The sequence below is a fragment of the Psychrobacter sp. NPDC064578 genome (genome assembly GCF_044901245.1).
Lineage (GTDB): Bacteria > Pseudomonadota > Gammaproteobacteria > Pseudomonadales > Moraxellaceae > Psychrobacter > Psychrobacter cibarius_C.
This window is the reverse complement of sequence record NZ_JBJDPI010000008.1, coordinates 148,216-164,348: the sequence shown is the minus strand read 5'-3', so window position 1 is coordinate 164,348 and position 16,133 is coordinate 148,216. Positions and strand designations below refer to the sequence as shown.

At 41.9% G+C, this 16,133-nt stretch carries 15 protein-coding genes; 3 read left to right on the top strand and 12 right to left on the bottom strand.

Annotated elements, in window-relative coordinates; genetic code table 11:
• Positions 1 to 43: 43 nt before the first annotated feature.
• The 3 genes from ACI2JM_RS11070 to ACI2JM_RS11060 are packed head-to-tail and all read right to left on the bottom strand — an operon-like array spanning position 44 to position 2,930.
• Entirely contained in the window at positions 44 to 592 is a 549-nt protein-coding gene (locus ACI2JM_RS11070; RefSeq protein ID WP_404644190.1) for a DUF2127 domain-containing protein, read from the bottom strand.
• Positions 585 to 1,796: a dihydroorotase gene (locus ACI2JM_RS11065; protein WP_404644188.1), complete on the bottom strand. Its 1,212-nt coding sequence runs from the start codon at positions 1,794 to 1,796 to the stop codon at positions 585 to 587. Before ACI2JM_RS11065 ends, ACI2JM_RS11070 begins: the two co-directional genes overlap by 8 nt.
• A 60-nt stretch (positions 1,797 to 1,856) precedes the next feature.
• Positions 1,857 to 2,930 carry an aspartate carbamoyltransferase catalytic subunit gene (locus tag ACI2JM_RS11060; RefSeq protein ID WP_404644186.1) on the bottom strand — a complete coding sequence of 358 codons (1,074 nt, stop codon included), beginning with the start codon at positions 2,928 to 2,930 and terminating at the stop codon, positions 1,857 to 1,859.
• Between the two features lie 416 nt (positions 2,931 to 3,346).
• On the opposite strand from ACI2JM_RS11060, the gene ACI2JM_RS11055 reads away from it, so the two are divergent.
• Together ACI2JM_RS11055 and ACI2JM_RS11050 are read left to right on the top strand one after the other, a co-directional pair.
• On the top strand, positions 3,347 to 4,330 hold the full coding sequence (locus ACI2JM_RS11055) for a class 1 fructose-bisphosphatase (RefSeq protein ID WP_404644184.1): 984 nt from the start codon (positions 3,347 to 3,349) through the stop codon (positions 4,328 to 4,330).
• 104 nt (positions 4,331 to 4,434) lie between these two features.
• Positions 4,435 to 5,229 carry an RNA methyltransferase gene (locus ACI2JM_RS11050; RefSeq protein ID WP_404644182.1) on the top strand — a complete coding sequence of 265 codons (795 nt, stop codon included), beginning with the start codon at positions 4,435 to 4,437 and terminating at the stop codon, positions 5,227 to 5,229.
• A gap of 104 nt (positions 5,230 to 5,333) precedes the next feature.
• Here the strand turns inward: ACI2JM_RS11050 and ACI2JM_RS11045 are convergent, their stop codons facing one another.
• The 9 genes from ACI2JM_RS11045 to ACI2JM_RS11005 all read right to left on the bottom strand — a co-directional run bounded on the left by ACI2JM_RS11045 (position 5,334) and on the right by ACI2JM_RS11005 (position 14,772).
• Positions 5,334 to 6,542 (bottom strand): cupin-like domain-containing protein, encoded by a 1,209-nt coding sequence (locus tag ACI2JM_RS11045; RefSeq protein ID WP_404644180.1) that lies wholly within the window; start codon positions 6,540 to 6,542, stop codon positions 5,334 to 5,336.
• A 344-nt stretch (positions 6,543 to 6,886) separates the two neighbouring features.
• Complete coding sequence (locus ACI2JM_RS11040) at positions 6,887 to 7,819, bottom strand: electron transfer flavoprotein subunit alpha/FixB family protein (protein WP_045446673.1); 933 nt, start codon at positions 7,817 to 7,819, stop codon at positions 6,887 to 6,889.
• 151 nt (positions 7,820 to 7,970) lie between these two features.
• Positions 7,971 to 8,720, bottom strand: coding sequence for an electron transfer flavoprotein subunit beta/FixA family protein (locus tag ACI2JM_RS11035; protein WP_045446670.1), 750 nt, complete (start codon positions 8,718 to 8,720; stop codon positions 7,971 to 7,973).
• Positions 8,721 to 9,172: 452 nt separating this feature from the next.
• On the bottom strand, positions 9,173 to 9,736 hold the full coding sequence (locus ACI2JM_RS11030) for a DUF421 domain-containing protein (RefSeq protein WP_404644177.1): 564 nt from the start codon (positions 9,734 to 9,736) through the stop codon (positions 9,173 to 9,175).
• 253 nt (positions 9,737 to 9,989) lie between these two features.
• Positions 9,990 to 10,202, bottom strand: coding sequence for a cold-shock protein (locus ACI2JM_RS11025; RefSeq protein WP_010196799.1), 213 nt, complete (start codon positions 10,200 to 10,202; stop codon positions 9,990 to 9,992).
• Between the two features lie 380 nt (positions 10,203 to 10,582).
• On the bottom strand, positions 10,583 to 11,008 hold the full coding sequence (locus tag ACI2JM_RS11020; protein WP_045454429.1) for a hypothetical protein: 426 nt from the start codon (positions 11,006 to 11,008) through the stop codon (positions 10,583 to 10,585).
• A 270-nt stretch (positions 11,009 to 11,278) separates the two neighbouring features.
• The gene (gene ilvC, locus ACI2JM_RS11015) at positions 11,279 to 12,295 is read right to left on the bottom strand and encodes a ketol-acid reductoisomerase (protein WP_045446660.1); all 1,017 of its coding nucleotides are present in this window, start codon (positions 12,293 to 12,295) and stop codon (positions 11,279 to 11,281) included.
• A 147-nt stretch (positions 12,296 to 12,442) separates the two neighbouring features.
• Positions 12,443 to 12,940, bottom strand: coding sequence for an acetolactate synthase small subunit (gene ilvN / locus ACI2JM_RS11010; protein ID WP_045454430.1), 498 nt, complete (start codon positions 12,938 to 12,940; stop codon positions 12,443 to 12,445).
• A complete protein-coding gene (locus ACI2JM_RS11005; protein ID WP_404644174.1) occupies positions 12,940 to 14,772 on the bottom strand; it encodes an acetolactate synthase 3 large subunit in 1,833 nt (610 codons plus the stop codon). The genes ilvN and ACI2JM_RS11005 overlap by 1 nt, the downstream gene beginning before the upstream one ends.
• Before the next feature lie 862 nt (positions 14,773 to 15,634).
• Here ACI2JM_RS11005 and ACI2JM_RS11000 point away from each other — a divergent pair.
• Positions 15,635 to 16,132, top strand: a complete 498-nt coding sequence (locus ACI2JM_RS11000) for a DUF4124 domain-containing protein (protein ID WP_404644172.1) — start codon at positions 15,635 to 15,637, stop codon at positions 16,130 to 16,132.
• The last annotated feature ends 1 nt before the right edge of the window (position 16,133 follow it).

Below are 16,133 nucleotides of genomic sequence, written 5' to 3'. Positions count from 1 at the left end.
CATACACATTCAGTTTTTTTATAGGCGCTATAATAAGCCCTTTTTATATCAAGCCTTTACGCTTCATATTACGATAGACCACGACCACAATAAGAAGATTCGAGACTAATATTCCAAGCTTAAACCAATCAAATGGGCTAACGATTAGATAGTAAAGCTCAATAGGAATAAACACCCCATAACCCAGCACACCAAACCAATACGCCCATGTTTTATCTTGCCATAAGCCATAAGCCTCAAGAAAACGTAGGCTAGCGTAAGCAAAGATTAATAACAAGAATAATGACCAGTTTTTACTTGCCTGCTGGGCAATCCGTACTGCACTGTCAACTTGCGGTGCCAGTAGCTGTCCAAAAGTCTGTTGCCAAGAAGCAGTCGCTGTCGTCAGCCAATGCTCAAGGTCAGTATGCCATGACCATAAAGCCCCCGCCCCTAATAGTGCACCGACCCCCTTAACCACCTCATAGATTGCCACCGCTTTGATAGATTCACTGGCAGTACCGTGCGACTTGATGGTTTGGTTGTGCAAGTGATGATCGTTATCCTTCGAGGATGGTTGCAGACTATCATCCTGCCCAGGCAAATTAGCCAAAGAAAGTCTCCACAACGCGGCCTTGCAACTGCTGATTAAAGAATGGCGTGTTTTTACCATTGGACAGCATGGATTGGGCGGTCACTTGCCACTCCAAATTAGGATCCACCAGTACTGCGCCGCCGATTTTTTCATATTGCTCACTAATACCAGCGATTTTCGCCGGATTGAGACAGATTTTATCGACGAGTTGCTCTAAGGTTAACACCTCATCATTGACTAGCTGACAAGCCAGCGCCATAAAGGTATCAAAATTTGAGATGCCTGGTGTACTCTCAGAAAATGGGGCTTTTTTGGCGGTACTGTTCAATGGTTCATGATGGCTACATATCGCGTCAATGGTGCCATCTTTTAGACCACGGCGAATGGCTTGCTGATCGGTATTACTACGCAGGGGTGGTAATACATAGGCTTGGGCGTTAAAACCCTCTAAATTATCATCGGTCAAATACAACTGATGCATCGCCACATCGCAAGTCACGGGCAGACCTTTATCTTTTGCCCAGCGCATCAATTCGATTGAAGATTTACACGACAGTTGACTAAAGTGAGCGGCGATGCCTGTTTCTTCAACCATTAGCAACTGCGTTGACAAGGCAACCGTTTCAGCGATCCAAGGAATCCCTTGCAAGCCGTGATATGACGCGATATAACCTTCATGCGCCACGCCATCACCAGATAGACTCGGTTCATCAGGATAAAAGAATACTTTCATATTAAAAGTCGCGGCGTATTCCAGTGTACGCAGTAATACTAAATCATTGCGAAAAGGGCGGCGCGCATTAGAAACGGCTATGCAACCGCCTTTTTTAAGCCCAGCGATATTTGATGGGCGCTCACCTTCTAAACCAGCAGTCAATGCACCCAAAATATGCAAATATATGCCGCCATCACCAAGCGCGCGCTCACGTAAGCCTTTTAATAATGAACCGTTCTCTAAGATAGGATTGGTATCAGGAGGAATGACCACATGCAAAAAACCATTGCCACGAGCAGCGCGCCCTTCTGACTCCAAAGTGCCATGTTGCTGTTGCCCTGGTTCACGTAGGCGGGCGCACAGATCCACCAAAGGCGGCAGTAGCCACATTTCACGACCAGCTTCGAGTGACGCCAACTTATCTGTCGCAGCACTTGATAGTGAGTCTTTAAATGATTGAGGAAGATGGTTAAGTATCGGTGCATCCGTATTTAACATAGTTGTCATGAGCGTTATTACCGTATCAATAAAATGGGATAAATAAATATAAAACAGCGAGGCAGAGGATTATTTGCTCGCAGCTTGGTGAGCGCGCTGACCTTCCATAGCTAATGACAGTACTGCCATACGAATAGCGATGCCGTTATTCACCTGTTTTAAAATCACTGACTGGTCGCCATCGGCAACGCTTGATGCAATCTCAACACCGCGGTTCATCGGCCCTGGATGCATGACCAACGCATCGGGCTTGGCCAATGCCATGCGCTCTGGTGTAATACCGTAGTGTTTATAATATTCACTCGATGATGCCAATAGTGGCGAGCCGATACGTTCGTTTTGAATTCTTAATCCCATAATGACATCACAGTCCGTGACACAGTCATTCATATCTTCATAGACTTGTACCCCAAAACGCTCAATACCTTTCGGTAATAAGGTACGCGGCGCACAGACGCGAATGTCTTTGACACCTAAGGTCTGTAGTGCACTGATATCTGAGCGCGCCACTCGCGAATGCTTGATATCGCCAACGATAGCCACTGACAATTCCTCAAATGGGCGCGGCGCTTCACGATGAACAGTGAGCATGTCGAGCATCCCTTGCGTTGGATGCGCATGCCAGCCGTCGCCGCCATTAATAATAGCAATATCTGGTGTTACTTCGGTTGCCATAAAATGGGCAGCACCTGACGCTGAATGCCGTACCACAAAAATATCTGCCGTCATGGCTTGTAGATTCCACAGCGTATCGCGCAAGCTTTCACCTTTTTTGGTACTAGAGCGCTCGATATCGATATTGAGCACATTGGCACCGAGACGCTTTTCGGCTACTTCAAAGGTCGTACGGGTACGCGTGGACGGTTCAAAAAACAAATTCATCACCGTATAGCCTTCGAGCTCAGGACGGTTAATGAGCTGTCCGTTATCATCAAAAAACGTCTCTGCTTTGGCAATAATAGCCTGCAACTGCGCCTTATTAAGACCTTCTACCCCCAAAAAATGACGAATACTGCCATCGCTATTAAGCTGCGGACGACTTAACGACGCATCAAGTTTCTCATGAATGGTATCAGGGTCGAATTTGGCATAATCCGTTGGCGAGACGGTCTGAGTTGAGCGGCTATCGATAGAATTTGGCATAATGGCAGGTCTTTATTGTTGGTTTATATGATTTAATAATCATTATTTATGCGTTTTTTGGCGATTTATAGTCGACGATAAGCACAGAGACAAGGACATTTTGGCACTTATTTGCTACAATTTACCCCAGTGGCAGTGAGAGACATAGCGCCGTAAAAAACAGCCATTGTTATCCTCTTGGGCAGTAGCCATAGACCTGTCAAAACCATCATCAAAAATCCGCTTAGCCAAACGATAAATAAATAATAATAGTGATAGTGTAGCTGATTTTGTGGTCAGGACAAAGATGCCGTGCGAGGTATTTAAAAATTTACCAGATTTAGGTCTGTAACGTGCGACCCAACCGATTTTCCAACCCCTTATTTAATCCTTAGTTTCAGTAGCCTTTATTTTAACAGCATTTATTAGGAAGCCTTATGACAACCCTTACAGACTATCTCAATGATTATTCGCCCAATCCTGCACTGAGTGACGTTATTACGACTGTCACTGACGTGGGTAAAACCATCTCACAATTATTGAGAAAAGGAGCGCTAGCAGACATTCTAGGCGAAGCTGGCAACCAAAACGTCCAAGGTGAAGAGCAAAAGAAACTAGACGTACTGGCCAATGACTTATTATTAGATGCTTTGGCGAAAAATACCCATTGTGCAGGTGTTGCCTCAGAAGAGCTTGACGATGCTACCCCTGCTAATGCAGATGGCAGTTTGTTGGTATTGTTCGATCCACTTGATGGTTCATCAAACATCGATATTAATATGGCCGTTGGCACTATCTTTTCTATTTTACCGTACCAGCGCCAAGGTCAAGTCAGTGAGAATAGCGACTTCTTGCAAGCGGGTAATCAACAGTTAGCCGCCGGTTATTTGTTATATGGTACCTCTACCGTACTAGCGCTAACTATCACCGATCATGTCGTGATGTTTAGCCTAGATCCTGACACTAACGATTATGTATTGATACAAGAAAACGTGCACATCAATGCCGATACCAGCGAATACGCCATCAATGCTTCAAACTACCGCTACTGGCGCGCACCCATGCAGCAGTATATCGATGAGTTAATTGCCGGCGAAACGGGTGTTCGTGGTCGCGATTTTAATACGCGCTGGGTGGCTGCCATGGTCGGTGATGCGCATCGTATTTTATGTCGCGGTGGTCTCTTCACTTATCCGTTCGATACCAAATATGCCAATAAAGCGGGCAAATTACGCTTGATGTATGAAGCCAATCCAATGAGCTTATTGATTGAGCGTGCGGGTGGCGCTGCTACTGATGCAGTCAATCGCATTTTAGACATAGAGCCAACCGATATTCACCAACGCGTCCCAGTGGTACTAGGCAGCAAAAATGAAGTCGATTATGTTAAAAATCTGCATGTAACTTACGCTAATAAATAAGCACTTTGCCTTTACTTTGATAATAATCAGTATAAAGCCAGAGCATTTGTAATACTTTATACTGATTGTTTAATTTTTTTATATTTTTTTCTAAGCGATCTACTATGGTAGCAAATCCCACCGAGCTTATTACCTCAGATAAAAATACGACCGTTAAACTTGTCAAATCCTTGTTAACGCAAGCGCGGCAGCGGAAGAAGCAAGGTCAAACGGTGATTGAGGGCGTGCATCTCATCGATGCGGCGCTGCGTAGCGACTACCCGTTTGCTCAAATCCTACTCGCGGAGTCTGCGCACAACCATCCCGAGGTTCAGCAAATTTTGACGCGCTTGCCTACTTATACGCCTATTTTAACGTTATCAAATTCGCTGTATGAGAGCATTCGTAGCTTAGGTACTGGTATCGATATCATGGCAATTATTAAAGTACCAACGCCTCATTTATCGATGATTAATGATGACTGCTTGATTTTAAATGATGTGCAAGACAGCGGCAATGTGGGCACCCTATTACGCACCGCAGCAGCGGTTGGCATTAAGAACATACTCTGTACCAGCGCTACGGCACAAGCGTGGTCCCCTAAGACATTACGAGCAGGCATGGGCGCTCAGTTTGCCCTGACTATTTATGAAGATCTAAGTGTGCAAGATATTTTAGACCATGTACAAACACCGCTATTTGCGACCAGCTCACATACTGATACGGTGATTTATCAACATGACTTAAAAAAACCTATTGCTTGGATTATGGGGCATGAAGGACAAGGCGTTTGTGATGAGCTGATGCAGTGCGCCACCCCTATCGCTCTACCACAGCCTAATGGTCAAGAAAGTCTGAATGTCGCCATTGCAGGCTCATTATGCTTGTATGAAACACTACGTCAAAGAAACTATGCCTAAAATATTCTGTCATGTATGTAGCCCATGCAAAGCATGGGCTGAATAAATATAGTGATTCAGTCAATGCTTTAGGTAGAGTTTATTTTCTCAACTACATATAGAAACTAACCTTGTGCTTCCATAAAGCTTGCAGAATAGTTGTTTGGTGCATTAAAGTTAGTAAAACTAATGCTAATGGATTTCTCCAGTCCATTCACACAATGCCACCACCCTATAGGAATAAATAGCGCCTCGCCAGCTTTAATAGTGACTTCAACTGGGGTCACATGTTGCATTAATGGATGTTCCTTTAAATCAAAATTAGGAAAATCTACTTCACTATAAACGTGCAAATCATTATAGAGCCAAGGCACTTGCCACGCTGGAATCAACGTAACCTTCTTAAAGCCATATACTTGAACCAACATGTTGTTAGTTAAGTCATGATGCAATGGCGTAAAGGTACCTTTGGGTCCCATCCAGAAATAGGTACTAAAAGCTGCATCATTATCTAAAAGCTGGCGATAGCCTTCACCAAAATCACCGATGTCATCCAATACTGGTCTAATGGCTTCAACGTTTTGTTGTGTGTTATTAGCAGTCATATAGTAGTTATTACTTTCACCGTCATTTTCTATCATATTGACAAATTCAGACATCAGCATTGATTTACGATACTTATCGGAATGACGTTCAAAAAGCGCATCAGTCTCGCGATTAAACTGCACCTGAATTTCCGCATCGCCTATCGTATCTGCAAAATAATGCGGGCTCCATTTCTTCAGTGCTGGCCAATGATCGATACCTTTTTTAAGCACCACTGGCTTATGCTTACTATAGTAATCCTTGATAAATACCTCAAACAGCGGCGTATCAATCACCTCAATTTGTTGGCTGTAGCCGGGATCTAACTTGGCTAAGTCGTCACAAGTATTAAGAAGCCATTCTCGTTTTTTTAGTAGCTTGGTGGCTTTAACGCCTGCTTGTAGGTAAGGGCTTTTAGAGGCCGTCTCTATTTCTAGCAATATCTCTGCGTGACTAAAGCCTTGCTTAGCCAATACTTTCGCAATACTGTTTTTACTCGTGCCTTCAAGCAAATTGGTAGCGACCCATCCTTTCCAATTATTTGGCAGTCTACGAATTGATTGTTTACTGTCGTTTGCCGCCACCTTGGAATCATCACTCAGAGCGGCTTTGATTTGAGTGTCTGAAAAGTGATTATCCTTTAGCGTTTGAACAATTGTTTCTGCTTGGACACCGCGAATTATATTAGTCGCTACCCAGTCATTCCATTCCTGAGGTAAGCGTTCTGACGTGTTTAATTCTGCCTTCATTAGCATCTCCTAATCCCTTAATGTACTAATTAATTGGTCTATCATGTAATCATCTATTATTGAGTATAGTCAGTTAATTATCACTATAATCTTGCTCTACAAATTAAACTATAACGTTAATATAATAGCTTACATTCATATAGTAGCGGACATTTATCCATTTGACTAGAGCATGTCCGCAGTTCAAAAATGCAGATAAAAACAAGATGAACTGTAGCTATACAAGAAACAGCGAAATCATGTCAGCATTGACAATACTCCACAAAAAAGCCTTCGATTCATTGAACCGAAGGCTTTATGACTTATGATATATTAAGCGACATTAAACGCTTAACTGTTTAAACTTAAACCTTGCTAGTAAGCTCAGGTAATGCTGTAAATAAATCAGCTTCTAAGAAGTAATCAGCAACGCTAGCGATAGGTGCTTCTGGGTCATTGTTGATAGCAACAATAACTTTAGAATCTTTCATACCCGCTAAATGCTGAATCGCGCCTGAAATGCCCGCTGCGATATATAAGTCTGGTGCAACGATTTTACCCGTTTGACCGACCTGCATATCGTTTGGTACATACCCTGCATCAACAGCGGCACGTGATGCACCAACGGCAGCGCCAAGTTTATCAGCCAATGGTTCGATATATTTGGTGAAGTTTTCACCATTTGCCAATGCACGACCACCAGAAACCACAATGCCTGCTGAAGTCAATTCAGGACGGTCAGATTTCGCCATCTCTTCATTAACGAAGCTTGCTTTGCCAGTTTCTTGCACGTTGTCGATTGTCTCAACAGTAGCTGAACCACCTTCGCTTGCTACTGGGTCAAAAGCCGTGGTACGTACTGTCATAACAACTTTATCTTCTGTGGTCTTAACAGTTGCTGTGGCGTTACCAGCATAGATAGGACGCTCAAATGTTTGCGCATCTACGACGGCTGAGATTTCTGATAGCATGCTTACGTCAAGTAAAGCGGCAACGCGTGGCATAAAGTTCTTACCAGTAGTGGTAGCAGGTGCAAGGATATGGCTGTAATCACCCGCGATATCAGCAACCAATAGCGCGACGTTACCCGCCAATTGATGCTCATAAGCAGCGTTGTCTGCTAATAATACTTTAGTCACGCCTTCTGCTTTAGCTGCTTGGTCAGCGACAGCTTGAGCACCACTACCTGCAACCAACACATGGATATCATCACCCATTTGCTTAGCAGCAGCGATGGTATTCAAAGTTGCCTTTTTTAGACTGGCATTGTCATGTTCTGCATATACCAAAATTGCCATGATTTTAATCCTTTTTTGTTCATATCATCTATTCATGCGGTTGTTTGTGTACAAAGCTGTTTGAGCAACTATTATTTTATATAAAATAAATCAGTTAAATCTATAGCCTTGTACAGGATATGCCGTAGCGAAGTATCCAATCATTGAAACATTAAATGACTTTTGCTTCGTTTCTTAGCTTATCGACCAACTCATCCACTGAACCCACTTTGATGCCAGCTTTACGTTCAGCAGGTGGCACAACTTTAATGATCTCTTGCTTAGAGGCCATATCAACACCAAAATCAGCAGGCGTTTTTTCGTCAAGTGGCTTTTTCTTCGCTTTCATGATGTTAGGCAATTTAGCATAACGAGGCTCATTCAAACGTAAATCAGTGGTAATAACCGCTGGTAGCTCAAGTGCTAGCGTCTGTAAACCACCGTCGATTTCACGAGTCACGTTTACTTTATCGCCTTCAACTTTTACTTCTGATGCAAACGTACCCTGACCAATACCCATCAATGCCGCTAGCATCTGACCAGTCTGATTGTTATCATCATCAATGGCTTGCTTACCCAATAAGATAATATCAGTGCCTTCACTCTCGGCGATATTTTTGAGGATCTTAGCAATTTGTAATGGATACGGCTTGTCATCAGTCAACACTAAAACACCACGATCAGCGCCCAATGCTAACGCTGCACGAATTTGCTCTTGTGATTCTTTTGGACCGATTGAAGCAACAATGATTTCATCAATCACACCCGCTTCTTTTAGACGAACCGCTTCTTCTACTGCAATCTCATCAAAAGGATTGATTGACATCTTAGTGTTTGATAAATCAACGCCAGAGTTGTCAGCTTTTACACGAACTTTTACGTTGTAATCAATGACACGCTTGACCGCTACTAATGCTTTCATACGTTCCTCGTTTATTAATGTTATGAATTAAAAATTGTCAGTTAAGAACCAAAGGTTCATTTTTTAAACTGTCGTTCAAAATACTACTTAGGATTGTTACTGCGTCAACAGATAGTAGTTAATTAAGCAAGAAGAAACAATACCGAAAATGGTATTAGTATCACACTACTCATTGATAAAATCTGCTAAAGCTAAGCCAACCGTTATTATCAGACCCCTGTATCTTGCGTGACCACAGGCATAAGGTCAAGACAACGCCGTGAATAATGCGTCATAAATTTGTCACCATTCTATAATAAATAGTTTATAAGTGCACAATTTTACAGCCTTCTTTAACCTACATTCTCAATATTTCACCTGTTTTTAGCACTGTCAACACGATAGTTACTTAATGGATTGTTGTGATCTATCTCGTTGGCATCCATCGAGCACAACAACCAAAAACTCAAAATCTACGATTTTCTATTTTTACTGGAACCAATCAACAACTCACTGTCGCGTATATCATCGAATAATGACCAGTCAGGCGTAACTGCATTATTTTTGATGACACTCATATTCCCTGTGGTTTCCATAATGACAGCAAATACTTCCGTTTTAGACTTGATCCCATTCTTGCGCAAAACCTGTTGAACATCACTGGTACTGAGATTGGCCTCTTTTAAATTTCCACTAAAATACTCGCCATGCGCCATTAATATAATGGCTCGATTGTCTATCAGAGATTTTAAGGGTTTGAATTTACGCCTAATAAATGAGATAACCCCTTGAATCACAAACAATACTGCGACAGCAAACAGCCCTTGCATTAATGACGGTGTGTCTGATAGCACCGTTGAAGCGAGTATACTGCCAATACCGACAGTCATCGCAAAATCATGGCTTGAGAGCTTGGAGAAACTTCGCAACCCCATCAATCTTGTAAACAACATTAACCCTAAATAAAAACCGATTGCAGATAGAGAAATACCCAGCACTTGCTGCCAATCGATTGAAAACCATGCCTCCCACTTCATAAAACAACCTTATTTTGTTATATCTTTTTTGAGTCAGTGCTGATGACTGACAGCTAGTACCAGTATGCTTTTGATGATTTTACGTTTATAGCGAGAAAAATGGCATAAAAAAAGCAACCTGATAAGAGGTTGCTTTTTTTTAGAGTTGAAACAGTATTTTTATTGTTTTAACAAACAAAGGCATCAATGCATATTGATAATCTTACTGTCATCAAGCTTACTGACTAATCAGCTTACCAGATGTCAAATGAGATTAGATAGCTTCGATTTGCTCGGCTTGTGGGCCTTTTTTGCCATCACCTAAGATGAAAGACACTTTTTGGCCTTCGGCTAGAGTTTTGAAACCACCACCTTGGATAGCGCTGTAGTGAGCGAATACGTCTTGTCCGCCATTGTCTTGAGCGATAAAACCAAAACCTTTAGCTTCATTAAACCACTTTACAGTGCCTTCAACTTTATCTGACATAAATTTTCCTAACTCTTTAACTGTTGGCGAGACGTGTGTCATCACCGATTAATTGATATATACCCAAACTATTTTCTGCTAAATGCAACAGTCAATATGATCAAAATATCGTTAGATAACTTGAAATTACGACCTAAAATCTTTTGAGTACAGGCTGATTATAGCAGCTTTTTATAATCGCAACAGGTTAAATTGATGATTTTTGTAAATAACGATAATCCGTTTTGAAAAGTCACGAAAGCCAATTAAATACTATCTAATACATTGATAAGAAAGATATTTTATATCATTTACTATCTATCATTCTAACGTAAAGGTGTCATTTAAGTTGGTGACAGCATTATCTCAAATAATAAATAGGTGATAAGTCAGCATATGCTTCATTGAGATATCGGTAGCCACGGTGAACTTAATACTAACAAACAAAGCGCAAAAAATATCAGCGAAAATGACTGACTATAGGCGATGTATTTAGCAGGTATCACCAAGTCTTTAGGAGAATCAGGAATACCTTTACGTTTTAGTAAACGCGTCCCGTATATCCATCCAAAGGTAGTATAGATGCCATAAGCAGCAGGTACTGTAATGGCTAGTGGCGTCAAATCAATCACATATAATATGACAACGGAAATAAAGAACCACAAAGTATCCAAGAGTGAGCTGATTTGAAAAAACTTAGACTTAGGCAATTTGCCATCGGTTTTTTTGAGCATCTCCCCTTCTATCCATATTAAAACAGCTACCACAGCGCTAAGAGTAATATATACGAATTGCGGCGTTAGCCAGTCTGGATAAGATATTTGCACAACACACAACCTATAATCTATAAAAAATAAGAACGCGCAACTCAATCGTCTTGATAATTAACCAGCAATTGGTTGCACTAAGAATATTCAAAAAAATCAATGAAGGCTAAATATATGAGGCATCGATTGGTGGTTTTCAACCAACACCAAAGCGATTGTGGTTAAAATTTCACTAAAGTAGTGCAAACTAAAAAAGCCCACACTATTAAGTAATAGCATGGGCTCTTAGGTCTATATCAGCGATTAATCTCTTAATAGCCTAATACTGAATTAGTTTTTTTCTTTATCGATGATTTTGTTACCACCGATCCAAGGCATCATGCCACGTAGCTTAGCGCCAGTGATTTCGATTTGATGCTCTGCATTGTTACGACGACGAGCAGTCATTGATGGATAGTTGGTTGCGCCTTCAGAGATAAACATCTTCGCGTACTCACCAGACTGAATGCGTTTTAGGGCATTACGCATGGCTTCACGTGATTGCTCATTGATGACTTCAGGACCAGTTACATATTCGCCATATTCAGCGTTGTTACTGATTGAATAGTTCATGTCAGCGATACCGCCTTCATACATGAGGTCTACGATAAGCTTAAGCTCATGCAAGCACTCAAAGTAAGCCATTTCTGGGGCATAGCCAGCTTCAGTTAAGGTTTCAAAGCCCATTTTCACTAGCTCTACTGCACCGCCGCAAAGTACTGCTTGCTCACCAAATAGGTCAGTTTCAGTTTCATCTTTAAAGGTTGTTTCGATAATACCTGAACGACCACCACCAACGCCAGCAGCATATGACAATGCCAATTGTTTGGCTTGACCTGAGGCATCTTGATAGATAGCGATAAGATCAGGAATACCACCGCCTTTTGCAAACTCTGAACGTACCGTATGACCTGGTGCTTTTGGTGCAACCATAATGACATCAAGATCACCACGTGGAACGACTTGGTTATAATGAATCGCAAAACCATGAGCAAAGGCTAGGGTCGCGCCCTCTTTGATGTTAGGCTCAATCACGTCGTTATAAAGCTCTTTTTGAAACTCATCAGGCGTCAAAATCATGATGACATCAGCGGCTTTTACCGCTTCTTCTACTTCAGCTACTTTCAGACCTGCGTTTTCCGCTTTTTTCCATGAGCCAGAGTTAGCACGTAGACCAACGGTCACATCAACGTCTGAATCTTGTAGGTTAAGCGCGTGTGCATGGCCTTGTGAACCGTAACCAATGATGGCAACTTTTTTGCCTTGGATGATTGATAGATCACAATCTTTATCATAATAAACGTTCATAAACAGAGTCCTTTTCCTAAATCATGGCTTGCCATGGATAAATAAACACTTAAATTATAATCACCTTATCGAAGTGATGGGTGAGATAAGCGCTATGTTAATGTTTGAATAAATAATTTGACCTACAATAGGTACAGTAAGCGCTCATTATAAACTGAGCGTTTTTTCGCCGCGTGCAATACCAATCACACCCGAACGCACCACTTCCATAATACGTTCACGACCAATCACATCAATAAAGCCATCAAGTTTGGCTTTGTCACCGACGATTTGAATGGTATATAGATTGGCGTTCACATCAACGATTTGTGCACGGAAAATATCGGCACTGCGTTTAATCTCTTCACGTACGCCACCCGTTGCCCGTACTTTTATGAGCATCAACTCGCGCTCGACGTGTACGGTATCTGATAGATTAAGCACTTTAACCACTTCAATCAATTTATGCAATTGCTTGGTGATTTGTTCTATTTTTTCAGGTGACGTAATAGTGGTCAATGTTAAGCGAGAAATACTCGAGTCGTCTGTTGGCGCAACGTTCAAAGTTTCAATGTTGTAGCCACGTTGAGAGAACAAACCGACCACTCGCGACAACGAACCCGCTTCGTTTTCCATCAATACCGAAATCAGATGTTGTTGTTGCATTAGGTACGCTCCCCTTTTGTTAACCACATATCACGCATTGCTTGCCCAGCGATTTGCATCGGATATACATGCTCGTTACGATCGACATAAACGTCAATAAATACCAATCTATCTGTTATTGCCATGGCTTCCGCCAATTGCGCTTCCATGGTCGCAGGATCAGTAATCTTGATACCGACGTGACCATAGCTTTCAGCGAGTTTGACAAAGTCTGGTAGTGAATTCATATAAGAATGGGCATGACGACCTTCATACAGCATATCTTGCCACTGCTTCACCATACCTAATTGGGCGTTATTTAGATTTAAGATTTTAACTGGCAAATTATATTGTAAGCAGGTTGAGAGCTCTTGAATATTCATCTGAATAGAGCCTTCACCCGTGATACAAACCACGTCACGCTCAGGGTTAGCAAGTTTGGCTGCCATCGCATACGGCAAGCCAACGCCCATCGTCCCTAAACCACCTGAGTTTAGCCATTGGCGCGGCTCATTATAGGTATAATAAAGCGCTGCAAACATCTGATGCTGACCGACGTCACTGGTGATAATAGCGTTACTATTCGTCACTTTATCTAAAGCTTGAACCACCGCTTGAGGCTTAATGCCATTATCAGTGCTGGTGTCATAACGCAGGCCATGACGCTTACGCCACTCATTAATCTGTGACCACCAATCCAACAATGCTGGTTGGTCTAGCTCTTTATCATCACCAACAATTTCTATGATATCGGTCAGGACAGATTTGACATCGCCCACGATCGGAATATGCGCATTAATCGTTTTTGAAATAGAGGTAGGATCAATATCAATATGAATAATCGTCGCATTCGGACAGAATTTTTTGACATTATTAGTGACACGGTCATCAAAACGTGCGCCAACTGCCAAGATGACGTCGGCATGATGCATGGTCATATTGGCTTCATAAGTGCCATGCATACCGAGCATACCCAAGAACTGACTATCAGAACCAGGGAACGCACCCAAGCCCATTAAGGTATTGGTTACTGGTAAATTTAAACGATGCGCAAGATTAGTAAGCTCTTTATGCGCATTGCCTAAAACAACACCGCCACCAGAGTAAATAATCGGACGCTTTGCAGCAAGCAGTGTTTCAACCGCTTTTTTAATCTGACCACTATGGCCTTTTAATGACGGCTGATACGAACGTATAAACACTTCTTCTGGATAAGCATAAGCAAACTTTTCACTTGGCGCGGTCATATCTTTTGGTACATCAATCACTACAGGACCTGGGCGTCCAGACTGGGCAATATAAAAGGCTTTTTTGACAATCATTGGGATTTCGCTAGCGTGGCGCACTTGAAAGCTATGCTTCACGATAGGACGTGATACACCGACCATATCTGTTTCTTGGAAGGCATCTTCCCCAATTAGGCTGCTAGGTACCTGACCTGCGATAACCACCATCGGCACAGAATCCATAAACGCTGTTGCGATAGCCGTTACGGTATTAGTAGCACCTGGACCTGACGTCGCTAAGACCACCCCTGTCTGCCCTGTGACTCGCGAATAAGCATCTGCCATGTGACCGGCTGCTTGCTCATGACGTACTAAAATATGCTCGATATTTTCTTGTTGAAACAAAGCATCATAGATATGAAGAACCGCACCACCTGGATAGCCAAAAATATATTTGACGCCCTCATCAGTCAGTGATTGCACCAACATCTCAGCACCAGATAGCATTATAGGTTGATCACTACCCTCAGCGAGGCGTTGTTGCTTTTCTTCAAAATTTTTGGCGGCATTCCCCGTTTGGGTATGTCCCGTCATATTCGGACTTTGCGTGGTTTGCGTCACTGTCATCACCTTTTTTTTGTCAAGAATTGGCGTTCATTTATAAGAGAGAACCACGCTATTTACACAAGATGGTTCATCTTATAGAAATGGCTGCAAATCCTTATCCATATCAAGAATGTGTGCCCACTATCTCTAAGTAACGCTGTTTTATAAGACAGCAGGCTACTCAAACACAGCAATATATGTAGGGTCAGTTTTATGGCAGGAGTCTATCGATGTACAGTGACAAGATGCGCGTGCATCTATAAAAGAAGCTTATTATTGATAAATAGCAGATAGCATTTACAACAGATTGATTTATACAGAGGCATCGATATTCACAATTTAAATCACTCTCACAGCCAATACTAATTTGTAAAATGGTTAGATTTTACGACAGGCTTATTAAAAAGATTGAATTGCTGAATATTTTTCCATGTTTAATACAACCGCTAGAGTCACGCTTAGCGCATTTCAAATAATAAGTTTATCTTAGTCATTGTAGACAGATAAGTCCGGAGACAATACATAAAGTCATCGATAACAATCGTTATGATTACTATCTTTGCAATATCATTGTCACAAAGAAACGAAAACTGCGTAAGCCACTGATAAGTAACCTATCGTCCTCATTTTCAAGTGCCACGGCAATATCATAAAAGCCGCTCACTGACCAATCAACTGCTATTATATTCGATGGTTTGTGAGCTATTGTCAAGAAAAACTTCTAAAGCCCATCCCTAACTATTAGTTATTAAATAATATACATTCATAAGGATTATTTGTTAGAATCGAAAGCTGGTACATTTTTAGTACCATTCCAACACTTAAATGTTATATTGACACATATATACACATCTGTTTTTTACCCCTTGAGAGGATTGCTACTATGGCATATGCGTCTAAAATAAATACTGCTACCAAACTGCTTATGAGTACTGCGTATGTGCTAATACTGTCGATGAATGCCAGTCATGCTATTCAAGTTTATAAATCTGTCGGTGCACATGGTGAAGTCAAATACAGCCAACATGCGCCGCAAAATGGTAAAAACATTGAGCTGATTGAATTTCGTAGTGACGGCAGACAAAGCAATGCAGGACAATTGGCTGGCAAAACAGATGCCAATCAAAGTACTAACACTCAAAGCGTAGAAGAGCAAAGAGTTGCAGCGCTTGAAGCACGTATTAAAGAACAAGAAGCACAAGCCAATGCACAGCGTTGCCAGTCACTCCGCAATAATTTGACCAACTTGAATGTCGGCGGACGTATTTATGAGATGGATGCAAATGGCAAGCGTCAGTATTTAGACGGTCGTGAAATTGAGCTCAAACGTGAACGCGTACAGCAGGCAATTGATCAGTATTGTGGCAGCTCAACTACCTAGG

What these genes read in the sequence shown, in the direction of transcription:
- ACI2JM_RS11065 (WP_404644188.1), bottom strand. Translation starts at nt 1,796, where the DNA reads ATGACAACTATGTTAAATACGGATGCACCGATACTTAACCATCTTCCT.
- ACI2JM_RS11060 (WP_404644186.1), bottom strand. Translation starts at nt 2,930, where the DNA reads ATGCCAAATTCTATCGATAGCCGCTCAACTCAGACCGTCTCGCCAACG.
- ACI2JM_RS11055 (WP_404644184.1), top strand. Translation starts at nt 3,347, where the DNA reads ATGACAACCCTTACAGACTATCTCAATGATTATTCGCCCAATCCTGCA.
- ACI2JM_RS11050 (WP_404644182.1), top strand. Translation starts at nt 4,435, where the DNA reads ATGGTAGCAAATCCCACCGAGCTTATTACCTCAGATAAAAATACGACC.
- ACI2JM_RS11045 (WP_404644180.1), bottom strand. Translation starts at nt 6,542, where the DNA reads ATGAAGGCAGAATTAAACACGTCAGAACGCTTACCTCAGGAATGGAAT.
- ACI2JM_RS11040 (WP_045446673.1), bottom strand. Translation starts at nt 7,819, where the DNA reads ATGGCAATTTTGGTATATGCAGAACATGACAATGCCAGTCTAAAAAAG.
- ACI2JM_RS11035 (WP_045446670.1), bottom strand. Translation starts at nt 8,720, where the DNA reads ATGAAAGCATTAGTAGCGGTCAAGCGTGTCATTGATTACAACGTAAAA.
- ACI2JM_RS11030 (WP_404644177.1), bottom strand. Translation starts at nt 9,736, where the DNA reads ATGAAGTGGGAGGCATGGTTTTCAATCGATTGGCAGCAAGTGCTGGGT.
- ACI2JM_RS11025 (WP_010196799.1), bottom strand. Translation starts at nt 10,202, where the DNA reads ATGTCAGATAAAGTTGAAGGCACTGTAAAGTGGTTTAATGAAGCTAAA.
- ilvC (WP_045446660.1), bottom strand. Translation starts at nt 12,295, where the DNA reads ATGAACGTTTATTATGATAAAGATTGTGATCTATCAATCATCCAAGGC.
- ilvN (WP_045454430.1), bottom strand. Translation starts at nt 12,940, where the DNA reads ATGCAACAACAACATCTGATTTCGGTATTGATGGAAAACGAAGCGGGT.
- ACI2JM_RS11005 (WP_404644174.1), bottom strand. Translation starts at nt 14,772, where the DNA reads ATGACAGTGACGCAAACCACGCAAAGTCCGAATATGACGGGACATACC.
- ACI2JM_RS11000 (WP_404644172.1), top strand. Translation starts at nt 15,635, where the DNA reads ATGGCATATGCGTCTAAAATAAATACTGCTACCAAACTGCTTATGAGT.